The sequence below is a fragment of the Cedecea neteri genome, assembly GCF_000758305.1.
Classification (GTDB): Bacteria; Pseudomonadota; Gammaproteobacteria; order Enterobacterales; family Enterobacteriaceae; genus Cedecea; species Cedecea neteri_C.
In genome coordinates this window covers 2,948,427-2,971,547 of record NZ_CP009458.1, presented here as the reverse complement: position 1 = coordinate 2,971,547, position 23,121 = coordinate 2,948,427, and the positions used below count along the sequence as shown (strand labels likewise).

Annotated in this window: 33 protein-coding genes; 15 read left to right on the top strand and 18 right to left on the bottom strand. The window is 51.6% G+C overall.

The window, feature by feature from the left end; translation table 11 throughout:
- Nucleotides 1–4 precede the first annotated feature (4 nt).
- Entirely contained in the window at nucleotides 5–508 is a 504-nt protein-coding gene (locus LH23_RS13945) for a YbaK/prolyl-tRNA synthetase associated domain-containing protein (protein ID WP_039292152.1), read from the top strand.
- Here the strand turns inward: LH23_RS13945 and yoaI are convergent, their stop codons facing one another.
- Nucleotides 509–613: a small membrane protein YoaI gene (yoaI, locus tag LH23_RS24285; protein ID WP_231560125.1), complete on the bottom strand. Its 105-nt coding sequence runs from the start codon at nucleotides 611–613 to the stop codon at nucleotides 509–511. It lies immediately after the preceding gene.
- Nucleotides 614–762: 149 nt separating this feature from the next.
- On the opposite strand from yoaI, the gene LH23_RS13940 reads away from it, so the two are divergent.
- Nucleotides 763–1,209, top strand: a complete 447-nt coding sequence (locus tag LH23_RS13940; protein WP_039296685.1) for a DUF441 domain-containing protein — start codon at nucleotides 763–765, stop codon at nucleotides 1,207–1,209.
- Here LH23_RS13940 and LH23_RS13935 read toward each other — a convergent pair.
- Genes LH23_RS13935 through LH23_RS13920 form a run of 4 tightly spaced genes read right to left on the bottom strand, consistent with a single transcriptional unit; the run spans nucleotide 1,190 to nucleotide 4,313 of the window.
- A complete protein-coding gene (locus LH23_RS13935) occupies nucleotides 1,190–1,885 on the bottom strand; it encodes an amino acid ABC transporter permease (protein WP_039292149.1) in 696 nt (231 codons plus the stop codon). The two genes, LH23_RS13940 and LH23_RS13935, sit on opposite strands and share 20 nt — an antisense overlap.
- Nucleotides 1,875–2,633 (bottom strand): amino acid ABC transporter permease, encoded by a 759-nt coding sequence (locus LH23_RS13930; protein WP_039292147.1) that lies wholly within the window; start codon nucleotides 2,631–2,633, stop codon nucleotides 1,875–1,877. Before LH23_RS13930 ends, LH23_RS13935 begins: the two co-directional genes overlap by 11 nt.
- Nucleotides 2,633–3,454 carry an amino acid ABC transporter ATP-binding protein gene (locus LH23_RS13925; RefSeq protein WP_039292145.1) on the bottom strand — a complete coding sequence of 274 codons (822 nt, stop codon included), beginning with the start codon at nucleotides 3,452–3,454 and terminating at the stop codon, nucleotides 2,633–2,635. Before LH23_RS13925 ends, LH23_RS13930 begins: the two co-directional genes overlap by 1 nt.
- Before the next feature lies 1 nt (nucleotide 3,455).
- Nucleotides 3,456–4,313: an ABC transporter substrate-binding protein gene (locus LH23_RS13920; RefSeq protein ID WP_039292136.1), complete on the bottom strand. Its 858-nt coding sequence runs from the start codon at nucleotides 4,311–4,313 to the stop codon at nucleotides 3,456–3,458.
- A 294-nt stretch (nucleotides 4,314–4,607) separates the two neighbouring features.
- On the opposite strand from LH23_RS13920, the gene LH23_RS13915 reads away from it, so the two are divergent.
- Entirely contained in the window at nucleotides 4,608–6,143 is a 1,536-nt protein-coding gene (locus tag LH23_RS13915) for a methyl-accepting chemotaxis protein (protein WP_039292133.1), read from the top strand.
- Here the strand turns inward: LH23_RS13915 and LH23_RS13910 are convergent.
- Nucleotides 6,133–6,933 (bottom strand): AraC family transcriptional regulator, encoded by an 801-nt coding sequence (locus LH23_RS13910; RefSeq protein ID WP_039292130.1) that lies wholly within the window; start codon nucleotides 6,931–6,933, stop codon nucleotides 6,133–6,135. The genes LH23_RS13915 and LH23_RS13910 overlap by 11 nt on opposite strands.
- Nucleotides 6,934–7,031: 98 nt before the next feature.
- Here LH23_RS13910 and LH23_RS13905 point away from each other — a divergent pair, with 98 nt between their 5' ends.
- The 5 genes from LH23_RS13905 (at nucleotide 7,032) to LH23_RS24280 (ending at nucleotide 10,600) form a co-directional block, all read left to right on the top strand.
- On the top strand, nucleotides 7,032–8,234 hold the full coding sequence (locus tag LH23_RS13905) for a CynX/NimT family MFS transporter (RefSeq protein WP_008456706.1): 1,203 nt from the start codon (nucleotides 7,032–7,034) through the stop codon (nucleotides 8,232–8,234).
- A gap of 22 nt (nucleotides 8,235–8,256) precedes the next feature.
- Complete coding sequence (locus LH23_RS13900; RefSeq protein WP_039292127.1) at nucleotides 8,257–9,003, top strand: class I SAM-dependent methyltransferase; 747 nt, start codon at nucleotides 8,257–8,259, stop codon at nucleotides 9,001–9,003.
- A gap of 227 nt (nucleotides 9,004–9,230) precedes the next feature.
- Complete coding sequence (locus tag LH23_RS13895; protein WP_039292124.1) at nucleotides 9,231–9,710, top strand: Hcp family type VI secretion system effector; 480 nt, start codon at nucleotides 9,231–9,233, stop codon at nucleotides 9,708–9,710.
- A gap of 51 nt (nucleotides 9,711–9,761) precedes the next feature.
- Complete coding sequence (locus LH23_RS13890; protein ID WP_039292121.1) at nucleotides 9,762–10,124, top strand: tlde1 domain-containing protein; 363 nt, start codon at nucleotides 9,762–9,764, stop codon at nucleotides 10,122–10,124.
- Nucleotides 10,121–10,600: a hypothetical protein gene (locus LH23_RS24280; protein ID WP_231560124.1), complete on the top strand. Its 480-nt coding sequence runs from the start codon at nucleotides 10,121–10,123 to the stop codon at nucleotides 10,598–10,600. Before LH23_RS13890 ends, LH23_RS24280 begins: the two co-directional genes overlap by 4 nt.
- A 54-nt stretch (nucleotides 10,601–10,654) precedes the next feature.
- Here the strand turns inward: LH23_RS24280 and LH23_RS13885 are convergent, their stop codons facing one another.
- Complete coding sequence (locus LH23_RS13885; RefSeq protein WP_039296682.1) at nucleotides 10,655–11,362, bottom strand: CTP synthase; 708 nt, start codon at nucleotides 11,360–11,362, stop codon at nucleotides 10,655–10,657.
- A gap of 162 nt (nucleotides 11,363–11,524) precedes the next feature.
- Between LH23_RS13885 and LH23_RS13880 the strand changes: the two genes are divergently transcribed.
- Nucleotides 11,525–12,028, top strand: coding sequence for a DUF523 domain-containing protein (locus LH23_RS13880; RefSeq protein ID WP_039292117.1), 504 nt, complete (start codon nucleotides 11,525–11,527; stop codon nucleotides 12,026–12,028).
- Nucleotides 12,025–12,378, top strand: a complete 354-nt coding sequence (locus tag LH23_RS13875; protein WP_039292116.1) for a DUF488 domain-containing protein — start codon at nucleotides 12,025–12,027, stop codon at nucleotides 12,376–12,378. The genes LH23_RS13880 and LH23_RS13875 overlap by 4 nt, the downstream gene beginning before the upstream one ends.
- Here the strand turns inward: LH23_RS13875 and LH23_RS13870 are convergent.
- Together LH23_RS13870 and LH23_RS13865 are read right to left on the bottom strand one after the other, a co-directional pair.
- Nucleotides 12,372–12,677: a hypothetical protein gene (locus LH23_RS13870; RefSeq protein WP_039292113.1), complete on the bottom strand. Its 306-nt coding sequence runs from the start codon at nucleotides 12,675–12,677 to the stop codon at nucleotides 12,372–12,374. The genes LH23_RS13875 and LH23_RS13870 overlap by 7 nt on opposite strands.
- Nucleotides 12,678–12,769: 92 nt before the next feature.
- Nucleotides 12,770–13,648 carry a LysR family transcriptional regulator gene (locus tag LH23_RS13865; RefSeq protein WP_039296679.1) on the bottom strand — a complete coding sequence of 293 codons (879 nt, stop codon included), beginning with the start codon at nucleotides 13,646–13,648 and terminating at the stop codon, nucleotides 12,770–12,772.
- Between the two features lie 132 nt (nucleotides 13,649–13,780).
- On the opposite strand from LH23_RS13865, the gene LH23_RS13860 reads away from it, so the two are divergent.
- Nucleotides 13,781–14,629 (top strand): Vmh family MBL fold metallo-hydrolase, encoded by an 849-nt coding sequence (locus LH23_RS13860; RefSeq protein ID WP_039292110.1) that lies wholly within the window; start codon nucleotides 13,781–13,783, stop codon nucleotides 14,627–14,629.
- Between the two features lie 81 nt (nucleotides 14,630–14,710).
- Here the strand turns inward: LH23_RS13860 and LH23_RS13855 are convergent, their stop codons facing one another.
- From LH23_RS13855 to fumD, 4 genes are all read right to left on the bottom strand, one after another.
- Nucleotides 14,711–15,820: an SDR family oxidoreductase gene (locus LH23_RS13855; protein ID WP_008456721.1), complete on the bottom strand. Its 1,110-nt coding sequence runs from the start codon at nucleotides 15,818–15,820 to the stop codon at nucleotides 14,711–14,713.
- 359 nt (nucleotides 15,821–16,179) lie between these two features.
- On the bottom strand, nucleotides 16,180–16,338 hold the full coding sequence (locus LH23_RS23485; RefSeq protein ID WP_008456722.1) for a YqaE/Pmp3 family membrane protein: 159 nt from the start codon (nucleotides 16,336–16,338) through the stop codon (nucleotides 16,180–16,182).
- 338 nt (nucleotides 16,339–16,676) lie between these two features.
- Nucleotides 16,677–17,030: a DUF1304 domain-containing protein gene (locus LH23_RS13845; protein WP_197062484.1), complete on the bottom strand. Its 354-nt coding sequence runs from the start codon at nucleotides 17,028–17,030 to the stop codon at nucleotides 16,677–16,679.
- A 40-nt stretch (nucleotides 17,031–17,070) separates the two neighbouring features.
- Nucleotides 17,071–17,286, bottom strand: coding sequence for a fumarate hydratase FumD (gene fumD, locus LH23_RS13840; protein ID WP_039292106.1), 216 nt, complete (start codon nucleotides 17,284–17,286; stop codon nucleotides 17,071–17,073).
- Nucleotides 17,287–17,403: 117 nt separating this feature from the next.
- Between fumD and LH23_RS13835 the strand changes: the two genes are divergently transcribed.
- A complete protein-coding gene (locus LH23_RS13835) occupies nucleotides 17,404–17,700 on the top strand; it encodes a hypothetical protein (protein WP_039292104.1) in 297 nt (98 codons plus the stop codon).
- A 53-nt stretch (nucleotides 17,701–17,753) separates the two neighbouring features.
- Here LH23_RS13835 and LH23_RS13830 read toward each other — a convergent pair whose 3' ends face one another.
- Together LH23_RS13830 and LH23_RS13825 are read right to left on the bottom strand one after the other, a co-directional pair.
- Entirely contained in the window at nucleotides 17,754–18,029 is a 276-nt protein-coding gene (locus LH23_RS13830; RefSeq protein ID WP_039292102.1) for a hypothetical protein, read from the bottom strand.
- A 141-nt stretch (nucleotides 18,030–18,170) separates the two neighbouring features.
- A complete protein-coding gene (locus LH23_RS13825; protein WP_039292099.1) occupies nucleotides 18,171–18,362 on the bottom strand; it encodes a hypothetical protein in 192 nt (63 codons plus the stop codon).
- A gap of 252 nt (nucleotides 18,363–18,614) precedes the next feature.
- Between LH23_RS13825 and LH23_RS13820 the strand changes: the two genes are divergently transcribed.
- Nucleotides 18,615–18,860 (top strand): DUF7661 family protein, encoded by a 246-nt coding sequence (locus LH23_RS13820; RefSeq protein ID WP_039292096.1) that lies wholly within the window; start codon nucleotides 18,615–18,617, stop codon nucleotides 18,858–18,860.
- A 245-nt stretch (nucleotides 18,861–19,105) separates the two neighbouring features.
- Here LH23_RS13820 and LH23_RS13815 read toward each other — a convergent pair whose 3' ends face one another.
- Together LH23_RS13815 and LH23_RS13810 are read right to left on the bottom strand one after the other, a co-directional pair.
- Nucleotides 19,106–19,465 (bottom strand): DUF4406 domain-containing protein, encoded by a 360-nt coding sequence (locus LH23_RS13815; protein WP_039292093.1) that lies wholly within the window; start codon nucleotides 19,463–19,465, stop codon nucleotides 19,106–19,108.
- Nucleotides 19,466–19,475: 10 nt separating this feature from the next.
- Nucleotides 19,476–20,060 carry a GDP-mannose pyrophosphatase gene (locus tag LH23_RS13810; protein WP_039292091.1) on the bottom strand — a complete coding sequence of 195 codons (585 nt, stop codon included), beginning with the start codon at nucleotides 20,058–20,060 and terminating at the stop codon, nucleotides 19,476–19,478.
- Between the two features lie 107 nt (nucleotides 20,061–20,167).
- Here LH23_RS13810 and LH23_RS13805 point away from each other — a divergent pair, with 107 nt between their 5' ends.
- Nucleotides 20,168–20,923 carry a DeoR/GlpR family DNA-binding transcription regulator gene (locus LH23_RS13805; RefSeq protein ID WP_039292088.1) on the top strand — a complete coding sequence of 252 codons (756 nt, stop codon included), beginning with the start codon at nucleotides 20,168–20,170 and terminating at the stop codon, nucleotides 20,921–20,923.
- Between the two features lie 194 nt (nucleotides 20,924–21,117).
- Nucleotides 21,118–22,101 carry a glycosyltransferase family 2 protein gene (locus LH23_RS13795; protein WP_052050228.1) on the top strand — a complete coding sequence of 328 codons (984 nt, stop codon included), beginning with the start codon at nucleotides 21,118–21,120 and terminating at the stop codon, nucleotides 22,099–22,101.
- 59 nt (nucleotides 22,102–22,160) lie between these two features.
- Here LH23_RS13795 and LH23_RS13790 read toward each other — a convergent pair whose 3' ends face one another.
- Nucleotides 22,161–23,069 (bottom strand): LysR family transcriptional regulator, encoded by a 909-nt coding sequence (locus LH23_RS13790; protein ID WP_039292082.1) that lies wholly within the window; start codon nucleotides 23,067–23,069, stop codon nucleotides 22,161–22,163.
- Nucleotides 23,070–23,121 lie beyond the last annotated feature (52 nt).

Here is a 23,121-nt window from a genome sequence, read left to right as displayed (position 1 = left end):
GCGCATGACACCCCACGCAAAAGGCGAAGACGTCCATCAGCAACTTATCGATTTATTACAGCAGCAACAGGCTCGTTACCGTGTGGTAAACCACGTGGCGGCAGGGAAATGTGAAGAGGTCTCGGCGATCCGAGGTACCGAGCTTGGCCAGGGCGCAAAAGCGCTGGTCTGCAAAGTGAAAGGCAACGGCGTAAAACTGCACGTGCTGGCGATTCTGGCGGCGGACAAACAGGCGGATCTGAGCCTGCTGGCGCAGCATTTGGGCGGCCTGAAAGCATCGCTGGCAAGCCCGGCGGAAGTAGATGAGTTAACCCGATGTGTGTTTGGTGCGATTCCGCCGTTCAGCTTTCACGCTCAGCTGCGGCTGGTGGCCGACCCCTCTATTTTCGAGCGCTTTTCGGAGATTGCCTTCAATGCAGGGTTGCTGGAAAAATCAGTGGTAATGGATACACAGGATTACTTGCGCATTGCGCGCCCGGAGCTGGTCAATTTTCACCGCCCCGAATAGCTAGCCGAGGCGTTCGAGATAAAGGACAGACAGCACCAATACCGAAGCGATCCCGAAGAACGCGGCAGTGATGCAGATCGTGTCGAATAACGCTGGATCGCCCATCCTTTTCTCCTGTAAGCCGTTTCCTGCTGTCATATCACTTAATTGTTGACCACAAAAATGACAGAATGATGAACGGCCACAGAGTCGCTGTCGCCATTCAACACAACAATAAAAGTTAAAAACTTCTTATTTGGCAAGGATATATCATGATTTTTGACCCCACGCTTTTGATCCTTCTGGCCCTGGCAGGATTAGGTTTTGTCAGCCATAACACCACCGTCGCAGTTTCCATCCTCGTGCTGATTATTGTGCGCGTCACCCCGCTGAACACTTTCTTTCCGTGGATTGAGAAACAGGGCCTGACGGTGGGGATCATTATTTTGACCATCGGCGTGATGGCTCCAATAGCCAGCGGCACTCTGCCCGCCAGCAACCTGATCCACTCTTTCACTCACTGGAAATCGCTGGTGGCGATTGTCGTCGGGGTTGCGGTTTCATGGCTCGGCGGGCGCGGCGTGACGCTTATGGGCAGCCAGCCGGGTCTGGTAGGCGGCCTGCTGGTCGGCACCGTCCTTGGTGTCGCCCTGTTCCGTGGCGTCCCCGTTGGGCCGCTGATCGCCGCCGGGCTGGTTTCTCTTATCGTGGGTAAGCAGTAGCGCCCTGCCGCTGCCAGCGGTGAATGCGCCAGGCCAGCACGCTGCACAGCAGGTAATAAACCAGGCCGGTAAAGATAAAAATAGCCGCCGGGTAAATCTGCACCCGGCTGTTGACCTGCCCGGCCACGGTTGTCAGCTCCGGCACGTTGACAATAAACGCCAGCGACGTGTCTTTGATAAGCGAGATAAATAGCCCGGCAAACGATGGTAAAGCGTTGCGCAGCGCCTGGGGCAGCAGCACTAACCTCAGCGTTTGCCACGGCGTAAACCCACCGGCAATCGCCGCCTCATTTTGCCCCTTAGACAGCGCATTCAGCGCCGCCAGCGTGGTGTACATCACCGCCGCAGAGGTAAACCAGGCCAGCGCCAGCGTGACGGTTAATGGCCCCGGTAAATCACGCCCGGTAATAGCGGGCAGCAGGAAATAGAGCCAGAAGATCACAAAAATCAGCGGAATGCCGCGAATCAGATCGGCCCAGAGGAAAAGCCCCCGCCGCACAATACCGCCGTAGCGCCAGGCAGCACAGGCCAGCAATAAACCTAACCCCAGGGCAAGCACGCCAGCGCCCACGGCCATCATCAGGGTTAACAGCACGCCGCCCGGCTCTCCCTGAGCCATTCTTCCCCACAGCAAATAGTCGAGGTTGTCCGTAATCACCGAAATGTTAGCGATCATGCTGTACCTCCGGTTTACGTAACCCGCGTTTCCCTGGCGCAAAGAGTGTAAATAGCCCGCTCATTGCCAGCCCCAACAGCAAATAAAGCACCGTACCTGCGGCAAAAGCGCCCAACGCGTGGGCATTGTAGCTTTCAATGCGTCGCACCTGACTGGTGAGTTCGGCAAAGCCGATACCCGTGGCCAGCGAGGAGAGCTTCATCAGGTTGAGATATTGCCCGACCACCGGCTGCCACGCGTTAACCACACCCTGGGGCAGCAGCACGGTATGAAAAAGCTGCCACTCAGAGAAGCCCTGAGAAAGCGCAGCTTCGGTTTGCCCCTTCGGCACCGCCAGCAACCCGCTGCGGATCTCTTCCACTAAAAAAGCAGAAGTGAAAACGCCCAGTCCCCACGCCGCGCAGAGAAACTCCGGCGTCAGCCACCAGACGCCACCGGGCAGCTGAGACCAGCTGTGATCGTCGTTTATAAACCCACGCCAGCTCTGCGGCAGCGCATTCCACGCGGCGAAATACCAGAAAAGCAGCTGCACCAGCAAAGGCGTATTGCGAAAAATGGAGACCCAGCTCGCCGTGAAATAGCGCCCCGCCCGGCCACCGGCGAGCCGAAGCCCCAGCAGCAGCACGGCAAACAGCGTCGCAATGATTATCCCGGCGAGCGTTACCCATGCGGTAGTCAGCAAACCGGAGATAAGCCAGGCTCGCGGCGCCCCGCTTAGCACGCCCGACCAGTCAAAGTAGTTGTTCATCACCCGGCCCCGGTATCAGCATGCAGTGGGTCGAGCACTTTTTGCAGAAAACGGCGCGCGCGCGGATGCTGCGGCGAGCGGAAAAACTGCGCCGGGGCTGCCTGCTCGAGAATGGCCCCGCCGTCAATGAACACCACGCGGTCAGCAATTTCACGCGCGAACTGCATCTCATGCGTGACCACAATCATGGTAATGCCGCTGTGGGCGAGATCTTTCATCACCTGCAGAACTTCACCGATCATCTCCGGGTCGAGGGCCGACGTCGGTTCGTCAAACAGGATAATTTGTGGCGACGACGCCAGCGCCCTGGCAATCGCCACGCGCTGCTGCTGCCCGCCGGAAAGCTGCGCCGGATAATGCTGCGCTTTGTCTGCAAGGCCGACACGGGCCAGCAGTGCCAAAGCCTGCTGATGCGCGGCCTCACGCTTCCAGCCGTGAACGTGAGTTAATGACAACGTAATGTTCTGCTCGGCCGTCAGGTGGGCGTAAAGATTAAACTGCTGAAATACAAACCCGATTCGGCTTCGCAGGCGGCGTAGCGTGCTGTTATTCAGCGCTCGGGTGGGTTTACCATCGATAAAAATATCGCCATCGCTGAGGGTTTCGAGCTGGTTGATAAGCCGTATCAGCGTCGATTTCCCCGAACCGGACGGGCCGCAAATCGCTACCACTTCCCCGGCCGCGATAGTCAGGTCTATCTCGCGCAGGACGGCCGTTTCACCATAATTTTTACTCGCTTTGCGAAACTCAACGCTGGCAGACTGTAGATGCAAAAAATCCGCAGCCGAAGCTGCGGACAAATGAGGCGGTCGTTTAAACATATTATTTGGCTACAATTTTAAAGCTGCGCGGCTGCGGGGTTTTGCTGTCGGGGCCAAACCAGGCGTTGTAGATTTGCTCTGCCTGGCCACTTTGTTCCAGCTTCACCAGCTCGTCGTTAACCGCTTTCAAAAGGGCAGGCTCCCCTTTCTTCACGCCAACGCCAATCTCTTCCTTGCTCAGCAGGTCCGGCAGAATTTTAAACTTCGCCTTATCCGGCGCTTCGGCCAGCAGCCCGGCAAGAATAGTGCTGTCCTGAGTAATAGCCTGGACGTTACCGTTGCGCAGCGCGGTAAAAGCCAGCGGGATATCATCATAAGAAAGCACTCGAATTGACGGGAAACGCTGCACCAGCGCCTGTTCTCCGGTGGTGCCTTTCACCGCACCCACGCGCCCTTTCGCGTAATCCTCAAGCTTATCCGGCCCGGAAGCCGGGACCAGGAACTGCTGCCCGGTCACAAAATAAGGGGTAGAGAAATCCACCACCTGGGCGCGCTCCGGCGTAATCGTGATATCCGCCACGATAAGGTCGACCTTACCGGACTGCAGGAGCGGAATACGGTTCGCCGGGTTGGTGGCCACCAGTTCAAGCTTAACGCCTAAGGATTTAGCCAGTGCTTTCGCGAAATCAACGTCATAGCCCACGATATCGTGCGTTTTAGCATCTATAGAGCCAAAAGGTGGATTTGCGTCAAAAGTGGCCACTTTAACCACGCCCGCTTTTTGAATATCCGCCAGCTGGTCTGCGTGAACCGCGGCGGAGGCCAGGCCGGACAGGGCCAGAACCAAAGCAGAGAGCGTGAATTTACTTTGCGCTGTTGTGTGTGAAGTTGTGTGCGTTAAAGCCTTTACCTGTGCCATTGATTTTCCTTGTTATCCCGTCTGTGAGCGAGCTATGCCTTTACGCTCGCACAAGCGCCTTTCCCTCGCCAATGCTTAATCCTGCATTGCATATGCAGAAAACATATTAGTTAATCCTGAGTTAAATCTTTTACTTATAGATTTAACAAATAATTGAGTTAAGTGATTATTTTAAAAATAAAAAATTGCCGATTTATGGCATAAATTTGTGACTCACCCGCGAGTTTTCAGATCTGGTGAAAAAGTTTCCCTTCTCCTGGGCCGATAAGCTTTTCAAATAATAGGAGAGGCAAAATGAAATCACTGGCTCACAATTTGTTGTTATTAATTTGCTGTTCGATTTTGATGTCCGCCCTGGTTACCGCCATTTCACTCTACGGCAGCCACCGAAGTGCCCAAAGTACCGAAAGCGGCCTGCTGGCAAAGGATCTGATGTCTGACATCAAGCCCGCACCGATTTACCTGATTGAACTGCGGCTGGTGCTATCGCGCGTGGTGGAAGGCACGCTGAGCGTCGATCAGGCCGATGCCGAAATTAAGCGCCTCAGCGCGCAATGGCACCAGCGCGTTGATTACTGGAAGGCCGCCCTGCCGCCAGAGCTACAGCAGAATCTGCTCGGGGAGCAATACCAGGCCGGGATGGCGATGATCAAAGATGCCAATGACCTGGTGGAGCTTATTCGTTCGGGCGCGCCGACGCCGCTATTTGAAAAGCTGAAAGCGGCCGATAAAGACTTTTTTGCCCACCAGAAAGGCATTGAATCCTTTGTCAAAGCCTCCGCCGAGTATGCCGATAACGCAGTAGAAAAAGCCCAACACAGCAGCGCAAACTCTACGCAATGGCAACTGATTGGTTCCGGTGCCGCCGTGCTGCTGCTGCTGGTTGTTGGCTGGTGGGTTCACCGCACGATTTTCCGCTCACTGGGTGGCGAGCCAAGTGAAGTGGCCGAGATTGCCAATGCCGTAGCCTGCGGGGATCTCACCTGCGAAGTGAAAGTGCGCGACGGCGACAGAACCAGCGTCATGGCCGCAATGGAAACCATGTGTCAGCAGCTCACCATGGTCATCCATCTGGTGCACGAAAGCAGCAACCAGATTTCCACCCGCTCAAGCGAGATTGCCAGCGGCAATATCGATCTCGCCTCTCGCACCGAGGAGCAGGCCAGCGCGCTGGAGCAAACGGCGTCGTCGATGGAAGAGATGACCGCCACGGTAAAACAAAACGCAGAAAATGCCCAAAGCGCCAGCCAGTTGGCCAATACCGCCTCAAGAAGCGCGGAACAAGGCGGTGCGGTAGTGGCCCAGGTCGTGGAAACCATGGACGGCATTTCAAGCTCCGCCAACAAAATCACCGACATCATCGGCGTTATCGACAGCATTGCCTTCCAGACTAACATCCTGGCGCTCAACGCAGCGGTAGAAGCCGCCAGAGCCGGTGACCAGGGGCGTGGTTTTGCAGTTGTCGCCGGAGAGGTTCGCAGCCTGGCCCAGCGCAGCGCCAGCGCGGCCAAAGAGATTAAAGAGTTAATTGAAGACTCCGTGAATCAGGTCGCCAGCGGTAGCCGACTGGTCAACGAAGCGGGCAAAACCATCAACACCGTGGTACAGGACGTGAAGCGCGTCGCCGCGCTGATGGTGGAAATTACCCACGCCAGCGATGAGCAAAGCAGCGGCATTGAGCAGGTCAGCACCGCCATCAGCCAGATGGATGTCACCACGCAGCAAAACGCGGCGATGGTGAACCAGGCCTCCGAGGCGGCTGAATCGCTGCTGGCGCAGACCTATGAGCTAAATACCGCCGTGTCTCAGTTTAAGCTGGCTAGTCTGTAAAATCGTCCCCGCCCAGGGTGCTTAAATAGCGCCCCGGCGTGGTGCCGAGTGCCTTTTTAAACATGGTAATAAACGCTGTGGTGGAGTCGTAACCGAGCGACTCCGCCACATTTTGCACCGTCATCCCGCTTATCAAATAACGCAGCGCCACGATGAGCTGCATCTGCTGCCGCCAGCGCAGAAAACTCAGCCCCGTTTCTTTCCCCACCAGCCGGGCAAGATTGCGCTCGCTCATCGCCATATCGTTCGCCCACTGCGCCAGCGTTTTCTTCTCCTTCAGGTTTTTCGCCATGCTATCCGCCATCGCACGTATTTTCGGGTGCGAGGAGATCGGGAGCTGGAGCTGCTCCACCGGCTGATTAGGCAGCTCATCAAACAGCACCTGTACAAGCCGTTGAGTGGGCGCGCAGCCGAGATGTTCGTGGGGAACGTTAGACAAACGCAGAATCAGTTCCCGCACCAGCGGCGAGATCTTCAGCGCGCAACACTCCTGCGGCATAGCAACCGCATCCGGTTCAATAAACAAAAAGCAGAGCCGCGCGTCCGCCGTTACCCGGTTACTGTGTGGCATTTGCCCCGGCACCCACACCGCATACTGCGGCGGCACCATCCACATCGAGTTGGTCACTTCGCTAGTGATCCCGCCATGGAGCGCCAGAATCAGCTGCCCTTTTCGGTGGGTGTGAATGGGCTTTTCGTTGTAGGTTTGCGCGGCGCGAATGCGAAACGCCAGCGCGGGCGTCACGATGCTGTCCGGGTCAAACCCTTCGAGATCCAGGTCACGTTCCATAGCATGTCCGAATTTAGCGATAATCTGTCATTTTAGCTTGATTCGTAAAAAGGCAGAAGCGTGTATCTTTGCCTTACCGTTTTTCAGGACACCAACATATGACCTCCACGACTTCAGCGAGCAAAAAGAGCCGCGCTCTGCTTCTGCTCGGCATTCTGATGATTGCCACCACCTTGCGCGTTACCTTTACCGGCGCGGCACCGCTGCTGGATATGGTGCGCGATGCACTTGCGCTGTCCACCGCGCAGATCGGGATTTTAACCACCCTGCCCCTGCTGGCCTTTGCGGTTGTTTCCCCGCTTGCCGCCGGGATCGCCCGCCGCTTTGGCACCGAGCGCAGCCTGTTTGGCGCATTGCTAATTATCTGCGCCGGGATTGCTTTACGCTCCGCTGGCCACGCCGCGCTGCTGTACATCGGCACGGCCATCATCGGCTGCGGGATCGCCATGGGCAACGTGCTATTACCCAGCCTGCTTAAGCGCGACTTCCCCGGCCAGGTGGCTAAACTCACCGGCGCTTACTCGCTCACGATGGGCGTTGCCGCCGCACTCGGTTCAGTGATGGTGGTGCCGATTGCCCTGCACGGCTTTGGCTGGTCCGGCGCGATGCTGTCGCTGATGATCTTCCCGCTGCTGGCGCTGATTGTCTGGCTGCCGCAGCTTGGCAGCAGCACGGTGATGAACCTGTCCGGCAACCCGGCGCTGCACAGCCGCGGCATCTGGTCCTCGCCGCTGGCCTGGCAGGTCACCCTGTATCTCGGTATTAACTCGCTGGTCTATTACGTGATTATTGGCTGGCTGCCTTCAATTCTGATAAGCCACGGCTACAACGAAGCCGAAGCCGGGTCGATACATGGCATTCTGCAGCTCGCCACTGCCATTCCGGGGCTGTTTGTCGGCCTGATTTTGAGCCGCCTGAAAGACCAGCGCGGGATTGCCGCTCTGATGGCGCTGCTGTGGTGCCTGGCGACGCTCGGCCTGTGGCTGCTGCCAGCTTTCTCTATCTTCTGGGTATCCCTCGGCGGATTTGGCTCCGGCGCGGCAATGATCCTCGGGCTCTCGTTCATTGGCATGCGCACCGGTTCCGCACACCAGGCAGCGGCGCTGTCCGGCATGGCGCAGTGCGTAGGCTATCTTCTGGCCGCCTTCGGCCCACCGGTGATGGGGAAGATTCATGACATCACCGGCAGTTGGGCGATACCGTTGTTAGGCTGTGCGCTACTTTCTGTCGTCATGGGCGTCTTTGGGGCTTATGCTGGACGCCAGAAAGAGATTGGCGCGGCGGAGAAAGCCGCGGCCTGAACAGACTAACAAGGAGGATCGAATGGCATCATCGGCACCGCAGAACATTTTTGACGACCCGGTATTCTTTGAAAATTACCGTCAGTTACGGGAGCAGGACTCCGGCCTTAACGGGCTGCTGGAGATCCCCGAGCTTTACTCTCTGCTGCCCGCGCTGGATGGCCAGAAGATCCTCGACCTGGGCTGTGGCTTTGGCGACTTTGCCCGCTTCGCCCGCGCCCACGGGGCGGCAAGCGTGACGGGTTTTGATATCTCGGAAAAGATGCTCTCCCAGGCGCGGGCCGCAACGCAGGACGCAAACATCGTCTACCACAATTTACCGCTGGAGCAATTCTCACCGGAAGGTGAAACCTGGGACCTGGCAATTTCATCGTTGGCGCTGCACTACCTCGAAGATTTCGCCCGCCTGAGCAACACTGTCTTTGCCGCGTTAAAACCCGGCGGGCAGTTTATCTTCTCCGTGGAACATCCGATGTGCACCGCTTTCCCGGTGGGCTGGCAGACCTATAAAGAGGAGGTTATCTGGCCGGTGAATCACTACCACCAGCAAGGTTTACGTCACACTAGCTGGTTCGTGGAGGATGTGCAAAAGTACCACCGCACCACGGAAACCTATGTGAATACCCTGCTCGACAGCGGCTTCGCCCTCACCCGAATGCTGGAAACTAAGCCGACGGCAGAAACCCTGGCACAGCACCCACGTCTGGCAAAAGAGATGCGCCGCCCGGCCTTTTTGATTCTTCGGGCGACTAAGCCTTGTGAAAGATAAGGTCTACAGTATGGGAATCATTTAAATAAAACTCTTCAGCTTATTATAATTACATGGGGGTAGGTAACTCGCCCCCAAAATTCATTCATTAAATAAATATTAGCTCATGAAAATATAAATCATAATTATGTCAACAGGCAATAACATTACTTAATTGATAAATATCAAATGCCGCCTCGACAATTCCTGTAATTTAAGTGCCTTATTCATTTCAGAGGTGTAAATCAATGGCTATTCCAGCTTATCTTTGGTTAAAGGACGACGGTGGTGCAGAGATTAAAGGTTCCGTAGACATACAGGATCGAGAGGGAAGCATAGAGCTTCTAAGCTTCATGCATGGCTTGAGCATACCGACTGACTCTCATACTGGAAAACTTACCGGAACTCGCGTTCATAGTGCATTAGAGTTTGAAAAAGAATTTGACTCATCAAGTCCATATCTTTATAAGGCCGTATCCTCAGGGCAAACATTAAAATCAGCAGAAATAAAATGGTATAAAATAAACTACGCTGGCCAAGAGGAAGAATATTTCAATATGCTTCTTGAAGGAGTTAAAGTTGTTTCAGTCAACCCATTAATGCATAACATTAAATCAATCATTAACATGAACCATCTCGAGTCAGTAACGCTAAGATATGAAAAAATAACCTGGAAATTCTGTGATGGAAACATCCAACACTCAGATTCATGGAAAGAACGAGCTTAGTTTTTTCATTTTATAGCAAGCATCATAACCAAACCACGCTAAGGAATTGATATGACATGGATTTATGATGTTAAGAAAAAATCTTTCACTCAAAATGGAGAGTTTAAATTTACTGCTCTCTATGCTGGTGCTGAAGGATATAAAGATGATCCAAGCTTAGAGTGTGAGGTGAACAAAGGCCCACTTCCCAGAGGAAAATATAAGATCGGGGCTCCTATAGCCAGGCATCCTACTGCCGGACGATTTGTTCTACGTTTAACACCCTATGCTGGTAATAACATGTGTGGTCGTGCTGGCTTTCTTATTCACGGCGATAATGGTTACGGTACAGCTTCCAATGGGTGCATTGTCGCTGCCTTTAATGTTAGAAGAGCTATTGCAGAAAGTGGTGATATGGAGTTGATTGTAAAATGAAGCAACTGATCGCTGCTATGCTTATCATTTTCTCAACTGCATGCACACCTACTCAGGCAGGATCTTCTGAGCAGAATTTATTTGATAGAATTATCACAGCATCAAGAACCAATGATATCTCTGCGATATCGGAAAATGAATACGATCAACTTGTTGAATATATATCAGAAGGCAGAACTCGCTGGATAGACCTTTACCCTACGTTAAGCCAACACCCGTTTCTGGGTATAACATCACTCCAGGAAGGCCTTAATATATCCATGGCCTATGCCTTACCCATAAACCCATCTGAAGTGTTAAAATTCGTCAACAATAAAAACGTCAATTCCATATGTGGTATGCCATTTATCGAACCTACACAGCAAGAAATTGAACATTATTATTCGAAAACAAAAAGTGCACTTGATCATTTAGTATCCCCAAACGCATGGAGAGATAAATGTTTATATACATTGACCCATGTAATAAAAAAATAAAATAGCAGTTAGCATTATGTTCCAGAAAAAGCCCGCCAAGCGGGCTTTCTGGTTTTATCTCTCAGCGGCGGCCAGGAAAGCCTCAACCAACGGGGATGCTTTGCCTTTTAGCGCATTGCGTTCGTGCTGGAACAACGTTGCCACAAAGAACGGATGCCCCTGAAGTTCAACCGCGCGAATCTCGCCCTGCTTATCCCAGCCGGTCGGCTTCAGCGGTTCGCCAGCAAGCGCGGTGGCAAACAGCTCCGCAATACCGTAGTTGCAGTGGTAGCCCTCCTCGATTTCCGTCTTGCCATAGGCACGCCCAACCGTAGAGTCAGCCAGAAGCGAGATGTTGTCAGAAACTTCCACCAACGAGCAGCTCAGGCGGCCAATCACCAGGCGCCCTTCACTCGCGGTTTCCGCATGGCCTGCATCTGCCCAGCCGAGCACGTTACGCGCATACTCCACCACCGCATACTGGAACCCGGCGCAGGTGCCGAGGAAAGGAACGCCGTTTTCTCGCGCAAAGCGAACGGCAAGGTAAGCGGCATCTTCATTCAGATAAGGGCTGGAAGGTACGCACCAGATTGCGTCGTAGCCTACCAGATCTTCAGGGCTGGTCACTTCCAGCGAGGAGACCCAGTCGTAATCCGCGCTGACGCCAAGCGCGGCAGCCGCATTATCTAACGCCTGAGGAATGGCCTGATGTGCAATCACCGCCGGGTTATAATCACCGACAAGCGCAATACGTAAAGTGGATTTCAACTGTGAGTCTGACATGCTTTGGTTGGCCTTATGTTTGAGGGAAGAGAACAACATAAGGAATGATAGAGTAGGCGTTTTGCTTTGCGCTGACAACCGCAAAAATTGGCAGTCTTTCGCCTCTTTCCGCCGTGGCAAACAATGTAGTAACGTGTCAGGTTCACTTCATCGAAGAAGAAAATGAAAGCAAAAATACTGGTTAGTGCCTGCCTGATGGGCTTTCAGGTCCGCTATGATGGCCGCGAAAAATCACAAACTGGCGCCGCCCTCGCCCAACTTCAGGCTGAAGGCCGCCTGGTTATCCACTGTCCCGAACTCGCCGCCGGGCTGCCAACGCCGCGCCTCCCGGCTGAGCTTAGCGGAGGCAACGGTGAAGCGGCCTTGCTCGGTCGTGCAGCCATTCTGGAAAGCGACGGCAAAAACGTCACCGAACCTTATCTTCTTGCCGCCTGGCTCGCGCTGCAAACCGCCCGGGAGAATAACTGCCAGTTTGCTATTCTTACCGACGGCAGCCCGACCTGCGGCAGCCAGAAAATTTACGATGGCAACTTTGCAGGCAAAACAATACCGGGTCAGGGGGTCGCGGCAGCGCTGTTGCGTCAGCACGGCATCGAAGTCTTTGCTGACCATCAGATCCCGCTGTTGCTGAGCAGGCTTGAGAGCGTCGATAAGGAGCAGGCATGATCCGCTGTAAACGCGTCTATGAAGCTCCGGCTGAAGATGATGGCTACCGCGTGCTGGTGGACAGACTGTGGCCGAGAGGAATGAAAAAAAGCGACCTGCACTACGATGAATGGCCGAAGGAGCTGGCGCCCTCGAACGAGCTACGCAAAGCCTTTCATGGCGAAACTATCGACTTTGCCACGTTCAGCAAACTCTACAGGCAAGAGCTGGAACAACATCAGGACGCAGTCCAGGCGCTTGCCCGACACGGTGAAAACGGCACGCTGACACTGCTGTATGGCGCAAAAAATACCGACCAGAACCATGCGCTGGTGCTGGCCGATTTTTTACGCCACTGCCGGGATCAATAGCTGAGGTGGAGTTCGTCTTCCTGCGGGGAAAAATCTTTGTCCAGCGGCATTAAATGCTCGGCACGCACGAAGGCGTAGCCCTGGCGGCCATCAAAGGCGATAACCTCGCCGGTTACCAGCCACAGCGGATAGTTAGCCTCCAACGGCAGTTGAGTAACTACGCCAGTCACCGGATTAACAAAGCGTTCCCCCGGCTGGCATAGCCCGAACAGCTCTACCGCTTTACCAATATTCACCCGCCCGGCGGCGGTACGAGCGCCGATGATCATCGCCAGGCTGCCCGGTTTTAATTGAAACATTGCTGCTCCTCTCACTTTTCGCCGCGAGATCAGAACATTCCTGGAGCAAAAAGTAAACGGCATGGCCACCCGTAACTAAGGTTTTTCTTAATTTATTTTGCAAGCCGGTCCGACAGCGCCGTCAGGAACAGCCTCAGTGCAGCGGGCAGATAGCTTCGGCTCCGGTAAATACCGTAGATCCCCATCGAGCGCGGCGGATAAGCTTCAAGCACTTTGACCAGTTCCCCACTCTCAAACCGTGGCTGAGCATCCTGAACCGGCAGCATCGCAATCCCCACACCGTCCGCGACCGCGTCCATCAGCACCACGGAGTCATTAGCACTGAAGTTGCCGCTCACCTCCACGTTCAGCGGGTCGCCGTTTTCATCCACCATTTGCCAGATGTTGCGCAGGAAATAGCTATATTGCAGGCAATTGTGATGCTCGAGATCGCCCGGCGTGCGCGGCATCCCTCTTTTCTCAATGTAGGAAGGCGAGGCATAAAGCCGGGAGTCACATTCCCCCAGGCGGCGGGCGATAATATTAGGGTCGAGATCGTTGGTGATGCGAATAGCCAAATCGATACGCTCCTCAATCATATTCACCGCCTGGCTGCTGACGTGCAACTCGACTCTCACATCCGGGTAGTCGCGCAGGAAATCAGACAAGAAAGGCACGATGTAATACCGGGCGCCAAACTGGGAACAGGCCACCCGCAGAGTCCCCGAAGGCAGATCCTGCTGCTTCTGCGCCGCAATACTTTCCGCCACCTCGTTGAGCGCCCGGGTTTGCTGCAGCACCCGCTCACCGGTCGGCGTTAGCGTCAGCTTGCGGGAGGAACGATGCAGCAGCCGTTCTCCCGCCCAGTGTTCCATTTGCTCGAGATAACGGCTCACCATTGGCCGGGACATATTTAACGCCCGAGCCGCCGCGCTCAGGCTACCCAGTTCACAAATGCGGGTATAGACTTTTGCAGCAATGATCCTGTCCATTCTTTCGCCCATCTGTTCGATTCATGAAACTCATCTTACCTGAATAAGGCCATTACGATTCACAAAATGCAATTTACACTGTTTCTCATTCCCAAACGGGCCCATTGATTTAGTTAATCAGGATAGAAAAAGATGAAGACACAGACCCTGGCCGCGGCCACCCTTTTGTTCTCCAGCGCAAGCTTTGCTGCCCCGTTGACGCTCGACGTCTACAACCCGCAGGACAAAGGCGTTTTCCCGGTCACCTCTACGCTGATTAGCGGCCCAACAGAAGCCACGCTGGTCGATGCCCAGTTCAGCGTTAAAGATGGTGAAGCGCTGGTGAAAATGATTCAGCACAGCGGCAAAAAGCTGACCCGCGTGCTTATCACCGCCGGTGACCCGGATTATTACTTCGGCCTCGAGCCCATTGTTAAGGCGTATCCACAGGTAAAAATTGAAGCCACGCCTCTGGTCGTCGACCATATCAACAAAACCAAAGCAGAGAAGCTCAAATACTGGGGTCCGATTCTGAAAGACGGCGCGCCAAAAGAAGTGTTCGTGCCGCAGGTGACGCATGAGACAACCTTTACCGTCGACGGCGAAAAAATTGAGCTGCGCCAGCCTGCTTCTCACGCGGCGTATCTGTGGATCCCGGCCAATAAAACCATTCTCGGTGGCGTGGGCGTCAGCTCCGGCATTCACGTCTGGACTGCCGATTCTCAGACCAAAGCAGCTCGTCAGGAATGGCGCGACGTGCTGGATGAAATGGCGGCCCTGAAGCCGAAACGCGTGATCCCGGGCCACTACATTGGCGAAGTCAAACCAGGCGCGGCCCCGGTGGTCTTTACCGGCGACTATTTAGCCGACTTTGAGCTGGCGCTGAAGAAAGGTAAAAGCGCCCCGGTCATCGCTGAAATGAAGCAAAAATATCCGGGTCTGGCCGATGAAAGTTCGCTGGAGATGAGCGCCAAAGTGAATACCGGCGAAATGAAGTGGTGATTCTCTAAACGTTAAAAGGGAGCAAACGCTCCCTTTAATAAAATGCAAAAACTGAAAAGGGAGCCTGTGCTCCCTTTTTTATTATTTGAAGTCGACCTTCATCAGCTCGGGAATAGAATAATCCCGGGTGGTTTCCACGCAGCGGCTGATGTAATCCACAAAGCGCGGCGGCGGCGACATGCCTAAATCCAGCAGCTTCTCGTTAGAGAAACGGACGTTCAGCATAGAGAACTCCCCGTACAGACGCATCGCGCGCAGCATTAAGCGCTCATTGCACGGTCCGTAAATGGATTTGAAGCTTCTGCGGCTTTTCACCAGTTCGCTGTAATCCACCTGCTCATAATTGGAGAAGATCGGCGTCTGGTTCAGCGCGCTGGACATCGCTTCATCGATGTCAGCAAAGCGGATGCTGCTCACGTCCCCGGCGGAGATGTGGTAGATCTTCTCTTTCAGAGAATCGCTCTTCGCCAGCAGCAGCAGCGCTTCTGCGCAATAGTCCACCGGAATAACGTCGATTTTGTCATCCAGGGAGCACATGAATTTCCCGAGCATCAGCACCATGCGGAAGACCCAGAAGATGCTGCTGGACGGGCGGCAGCCCTGCTCGCTGTGGCCAACCACGATGGACGGACGAGCGATAACCAGCGGCAGCTGCGGGAATTGCTCGGACATCATGCGTTCGATGGTGGATTTAGACCAAGTGTACTGCACCAGGTGCTCTTCTTCCGGCTTGCTCGACATACTTTCAGTCACCAGCGTACCCGCATCTGGTACACAGGACATCGCGGTGCCGACATGCAGGAAACGCTGCAGGCCCTTCACCTGGGACATGCGGCGAGCAAACTGCAGAGTGCCTTCCACGTTAACTTTCCAGATCAGCGCGTTCTCGCCAAACGATGCCACCGCGGCGCAGTTAATAACGTGAGTGACGCTGGACAGTCTTTCATCATCCAGAAAATGTTCAGGCTCGGCTAAATCACCCAGCAATATATTTTCCGGGTTAATTTGCGCCAGTTGTGCTTCAGTACAACCAAAATTAGCAAGGTTGTTTCTGATTCTGGCCACGCCCTCCTGAGGAGAGTTCGCTCGCACCAATAGCAATACTGTATTGAAAGAGGATTCAGAAAGGGATCGGGCTAAAACCGCGCCGCCCAGGAAACCTGTCGCACCGGTAATCAAAAGTTGACTCATTATTATAACCTCAGGAGTGAAAACACGAGCATAGTAAGATGGTAAAAATAAACGTTTCCTCAATAAAGCGGATTACCCTTACATAATGCCCAGCACTTTCGTGTAACGGTTTGTACATCCTTGTTTTAAAAGAAAAATAAAAAGAAAAAATTAATTTCAGACGGGATTATTTTCACTATTTATTGATGTCGGGAATATTAAGAAAACCTTAATAAACGATAAACAGAACCGTTATTTCTGGGTAATCAGGAACTCTTTTTAATTTACAGGAAATAAAAAGCCCACAACAGTGGGCTGGAGATGAGTGGCCAAAGCGGTCATTTTTTCTCGGACGAGGGGCACAACAGAGGCCAAACAGATCAATCCCGGGTCTGAACCCAGAACGCGTGAATCAGGCCGGGGAAGTAGCCCAGCAGGGTGAGGATGATATTGAGGATGAAGGCCCAACCAAAACCTTTACCGATAAGCACGCCCAATGGTGGCAGAATAATTGTGAAAACGACTCGCCAAAATCCCATATAAACTCCTGATAAATTAGATTAGTCCATGCTAAAAAAACGCCTTACCTTTAAAGCGTAGACGAATCCCAGAGCTTTGTTCAGCGCGATAATTCTGGAAAATTTAGTTTCATAACTCAACGTTGAAAAAAATATCATGCGGCACTTGCCAACCATAACAACTCAGGATAATTTCTTGCCTTCGGTAGCTTGATGAACCCTCATTCCGCTATCGAAATATGCCTATATTTCTCCTCCGCTGGAGGGGCCGGAACCACTCAAAAAACGATCCGGTCGTTCACCAATTATATTAATGATGATAGCCTTATGGTGACCCGGCGTTTGCCGGGTTTTTTCGATTATATTCCCGCGAATAATGCAATCAATGCCAATGCCGCAGGAGCCGCCTGTACATAAAGTATTTTCTTACTGGCCGTTAAACCACCAAATAAGCCAGCAACCAGCACGCAAATTAGGAAAAACAGTTTAAACTCATAGCTGCTACTCGCCGCCAGAAGTCCATAAATTAATCCCGCTGCTAAAAAACCGTTGTACAGCCCCTGATTGGCAGCCAGGGTTTTCGATTGTTGAGCGAACTCAGGGGACAAACCAAAAGCCTTTCGCCCCGCAGGTTTATCCCATAGCACCATTTCCAGCACCAGAATATAAAGGTGAATCACAGCCACCAGGCCGATAAGAATACTGGCAATCATAGATGATTCCTGAGGGGGTTATTGAGTCGCCAGACGCCAGCTAAACTTCATAGCCAAGCGCCTCTATCACGTGCTCCATCGCTTCGCTGGTCAGCGGGGAACGTTTGATTTTGTGATTAGCCAGCATGGTTCTGACCACGCCGGCAATCACGATATGTTTAGGCTCCTGCCCAAGATCCCGCATCTCCAGTACCACCTTGCCCACCACGCGGCACATCTCCTGATACAACAGGTCATCTTTTGTTTTTTTATCCATCTCGCCTCCGGCTTATCTGTTTGATCTTACAGTAGCATTTAAGTCACGAATTTATAACCTGAGAGGAGAAAAACGGCTATGCTATCCACTAGTAAATAATAAACCAGGACGCCAGAGATGAGATTATCAGGAGTGATTTTGGTGACCGTGGCCGCACTTTCTTCCTCCGCAGTATTGGCTGTGGATGTCTCACAAATTTACGGCAAAATCCAAATTGTCGATTCGTTTCCGGACTATAAAGTGCAGGTTGTCGATGCTTTTGAAGACCTGGATGTTCAGAAAGTCGATGCTTTTGCGGATTCCCCCGGGCAATGGCAAATAGTCGATTCTTTCCCGGATTATAAAATTCAGATAGTGGATTCGTTCCCTGACTTCACCATTAAATATGTTGAGGCCTTCCCTGGGCCACCGTAAATACGCCGGAGTACTTGCCACGATCAAAAAAGGCGCCTCTCAGCGCCTTTATGTTAATCATCCCATTTAAACGTAACGCCAGCCCGGGCGGTACTGTTGCTGTTATCACGATCGTATTTAGAATAAGGATCGGACAGCAGCTTTTGGTCACCTTTATCAAGTTTGCCATACATGTTGATAGGCTGATTCTTTTCGTTGCTCACGCAGATATTGCCGTGGCAGCCTGGCTCTTCTTCAGCTTCACTCCAGACCAGCTCAGAAGCGGGTTTATTCGCGGCATAAGCGTGGGTGGTCAATAACATAGTGCAGATGATAAGCGTCTTATTCATAAACAATCCCTTTTATGATAATGATAATCAAATGCAATTTTAACATCTTCATGCCACTTTAGGACAATCAGTTTAAAACTGAACATTGCTGACCAAAGCAGTAGAAAAATAGCGTACTAAAAGACGGCCCTGAACGCCGGCTTACCCCAGAATCAGGACATCAACCGCCCTCTGTACTGACATATCATCCAGGCCATTGGCATAGAGCTTATGTATCATGTCGGCTATCGACTCCCGCGATAACGCCTCTTTACGCGCCAGCAGCTGCACGACAGCCGCCCCGATCACCTGCAGCGTTTCAGGATGAAGCTCCTCGAAGACGTGCTTGTCCATACTCACTCCATAAATCAAATTCCCTGTCTTTCTAAACTAGCACAAGAGAACTCAGACAAAACTGGGATCTTTTCCTAATACCCCGCCCTTTTGTAACGTCGGCAAATAACTCATTGATACAACTCTGTAACATTTCGCGGATTTTTTATGTCTGAATTTTACAAGAGGAGAAATGCCGACTAAATATTGGCCTGTGCAACATGCCCGGCAACGATTATCATTAATAAATATATGGGCACTCCAGGGGGAAGTATGCTGCACTTTGATGTCTTTGGCAGGCGTTTGGGCATAAAGAAAGTCAGTGAACAATGGCTGCTTTATCGCGTCGATCCTAATGAGGGTAAATATTCCAGGATTTATGACGTGGTTATTCCACCATGGCTAACGGAGCAGGAACTCTCCGGCTGGCTCGGGGATATTTACCATGAAGCGGCGAGTGAAAAGCATCCGGATGTCCGTTTAATTAATGCCGGTGGGTCGTCCTCGGGCAAGATTTAACCCTATAAAAACACCGGAATTTATAAGCAGAAGGACTAGCAAATATCAATCAGGGTCAGGGAAAATATAACGGGTTTAAAACTAAAGCGATTTATATCGGGACCTGATTTAACGCTTATTCCCGGCCACAGATGATTCACATCTCAAGTATGTTTAAGGGCAAATGTTGTTTTCATGATTGAATATACTGTTCATTGAAGACGCCGCCAGTTGCCTGCACACTGGCAGGCAACTGAACGCCAAAATCATGCCTGCGGGATGTCTTCCAGGCGGAAATAAACAGCCAGCCCATACTTGCGTGCAACGTCGATATCCATATCGGCCCCTTTAGACTCGCCTTCAATGCGATATATGGCATCACATTTTGCGATCAGCCGATGCGCAACCGGGTAAAACATAGATTCCGCAATTTCATCATCAATAGCTTTAGAACCTGCGGCTTTAGCCAGGGGCAGCGCCAGCCATTCGCCAATGACGGGAATGTGCCCCCGCTGGTATACCTTTAGCGCGGCATTTTCCAGCCGGGCAAGATTGGCCTCGATAAGATCTGGTTTCCCGTCAGTACCGCTGCGGTAGGGGCCGGCGATAAGAATGAGTTGTTTCATGCTGAGAGCCTCACAGAATACTTTTCAGAGCAACGTGATAAAGCAACATAATGGTTTTACCATCGACGATCAGGCCACGTTCAACGGCGCCCAGGGCAGCATCGATGGTCAGCTCTAACACTTCGATATCTTCACCTTCAGCTTCTATTCCGCCGCCCACGCCAGCCTTGTCACCAGCATGATATTCAGCGATGTAAAAATAGAGTTTCTCCGTTACCGACCCCGGGCTCATGTAAGCTTCGAAAACCTTCTGCACGCTGGAAACTCGAAAGCCAGTTTCTTCTTCAACTTCCGCTTTTATGCGGTTTTCTGGATCCATATTGTCGAGCAGCCCTGCGGCCGTTTCGATCAGATAACCATCGTGACCGTTCATGAAGACCGGAAAACGAAACTGACGCGTTAAGATGACGGTTTTCCTGTCACGGTTATAAAGCAGGATGGTAGCCCCATTACCCCGATCGTAAACTTCGCGGCTCAGCCGCTGCCAGTCGCCGTTTCTGCGCTGAATATCAAAGGTATATTTTTTAAGCGAATACCAGTCATCGGACAATATCCTGTCCTCGACGATCCGTACTTCTGCACGTTTGGGTTGCATGTTCACTCCTGTTTACGTAGTGTTCGCATCATAAACAGCATCATCGTGCCAATTCAAGATCAATCGTGCAATAACATGCATGAACATGCATTTTCAAGGACTACCCTATGCTCACTCACCAACGTAAACAGCTCATTCTGGAGCAACTTCATGTCGAAGGTCAGGTTCTCTCAAAAACTCTGAGTGGACGATTTAACGTTTCAGAGGACACTATCCGCCGGGACCTACGCGAGCTTGCCGCAGAAGGCCACTTGCAACGTGTTCACGGCGGCGCCTTGCCCTCTTCTTCTGCAGTGGCCACTTTTTCTGAGCGTAAGTCATTAAAAACTGATGCTAAAGTTAAGATTGCCAGAAAGGGAGCCGAACTGATTTCCTCAGGCCAGGTGGTAATGATTGACGGGGGAACAACCACATCCGAACTTATTGCCTGCCTCGCCGATGACCTGCGTATCACGGTGGTGACCCACAGCCCCAGTGTCGCTTTGGGGCTTATTGATAAGCCTTTCATTGAGGTGATTTTGATTGGCGGCCGCCTCTACAAGCACTCCATTGTCACCGTCGGGGCGGCGGCGATTGAAGGCATCAGCAACATTCATGCGGATATTTTCTTCATGGGTGTGACCGGCGTGCATCCCGAAGCAGGGTTAACCACGGGTGATTACGAAGAAGCATGCATAAAACGTGCATTTTCCGGCAGAGCCGCAGAAACCGTCGTGCTGGCGTCACCGGAAAAGATCAACACCGCTTCATCATTCGTAATCGGCGACCTGGGCTTAATCAACACGGTCGTGATTGACAGCGATACCGATGAGAATTGGGTCAACAGTATGGAAGCAAAAGGCATCACGGTGATGAAAGCTTAATGCCCGTTTACTGATACAATTCCGTAGAATTCCATGCTTAGCTGAACTTCGCCATGAGGCGAGGAGCGTATCTGTGTGCAGCCAGTTTCAGCTTTCTATCCCATTTCGCTACTGATAAAATCTCTAACGCTTTGAGATGAAGCGTCTGGTTTTTTAGGATAATTAATACATTATATAAAAACAGGGTAACGTTAATGGTTTCAAATTTTTTATTAAGCGTCATCATTCCTTGCTATAACTGTGAGGATTACATCTATGAGTGCTTAAGCTCCGTATATGCACAAATAGACGATCGCGTCGAGATCATTATCGTCAATGATGGCTCTACAGATCGTTCCCTCGAAAAAATAGAGTTTTTTATAAAAAACCACACAGCAAGAGAGATTAAGGTTATCTCGCAACAAAACCAGGGCATCTCAGCAGCCAGGAACGCTGGCATCAATATGGCAGTGGGACATTATTTAGCATTACTTGATGGAGACGATCTTTGGGAGAATACATTTTGGGGAAAAATAAAACCCATACTAGAGAGCAAGAGTGTTGATTTAATTGAGTTTAATGCAAACCGTTTTTATCATGGAAATCATAACATACGCACACCTGTTGTAATGGTCACCAGAATGGGATTTTTAGACATAAAATCCCTGCTAGATCTGCGTGATGTTTTCCAGCGAAACGAATGGTTCCCATGGTCCAGGGTTTATAAAAGAGAGTTATTTAATAAAGTACATTATCCTGTCGGTCGGAACTATGAGGACGTTGCCACAACACCTTTAATTTACAATGAAGTGAAAAGCATCTATAGCCTTACGGATGAACTACTTCTTTACCGAGTAAGAGAGGGCAGCATAACAAACACACCAACAAGAAAAGATATCGATGATGTTATCTTTGCACTGGCTACATTTAGAGAAATACTTGATAAAAGTGATCCAGATGCAGCGAACATTCTGGCCCCTGCCGTACACTCCACATACGGCCTATTAAGAAGGATCAGTACGAATGTGCATGGTTATTGTTTCTTTGATGCCGATCAGATCAAGAAAATAAAATCACTGACCTTACCTTTCAGCAAGAATGAAAGAATCAGTAAGAGAATAAAACTCTACTTCCTCAGAGAATATTGTCAGCTTAATAGAATAAAATTCCTCATTAAAAATAAGCTTTTACGTAGATAATTAAAAATTTTTATTGCTGTTGGTAAATATCCCCCCTGAGTAATATCCTCCTAAATTACTCAGGATCTACGACTCAATTCCTGATGCATAAAATCAATCAACGCTCTTATTTTACCGGGCAAATAACGCCGGTCGGAATAGAGCGCATACAGCTGCAGCGGGGCTGCCGTTTGCTCCAACTCAATTTCGATTAAACGGCCATCGTCAATGTAGGGCTGGCAGGCTTGTTTCGCCAGAATGGCAAACCCGACGCCTGCTACCGCCGCTCGCCCGGCCATCTCTCCGCTGTTTACCCGATAATGCCCTTTCACCTTGATAGTCTCGAATCCCCCCTTTTTATTGACGAACTGCCAGGGCGCTCCTTTCAATGCACTTACGGTTGTAATACAGGGCAATGCTTCAAATTGCTGTATGCGAGCAGGCGTACCATAACGCTGAATGAGAGACGGGGCTGCAACCACAGTACAAGGGATAGTCAACAGATGGCGGGCAATATAGTCGCTGTCATCCATCTGGCCTCGGCTAACAATGATCGCTAAATCCAGATCGTCGCGCAGGGATTCAAACCCGGACAGATTGGTGACACAACTGATTTCCAGGTCCGGGTGCCGACAGGCAAAATCGGCAATGATCCCCCCTAGCAATGCAGGCCCCAGTTCATTCGGAATACAGATACGTAGTGGACCCTTGAGTTGCATTTGCCGCAAAGTTAATTCTGTCTCAGTCTGCTCAAGCGCCTCAACCAATGGTTTCGCCCGGGTATAAAGCAGATGCCCCGCCTGGGTGAGTTTCATATGCCGGGTACTGCGCTCAATGAGCTGCAGATTCAGTTTTTCTTCTAACTGAGAGATACAGCGACTCACGTTGGATGTCGGCATCTCAAGCACTTTTGATGCACCAACAAAACTTTCTCTTTCCACCACGGCAATGAACACTTTCAGGGTATTAAAATCAAGCGCCGGACGCATCAACTATCCCATAAATGATAATAATCAGTGCCATTTTTACCACCTAATCACC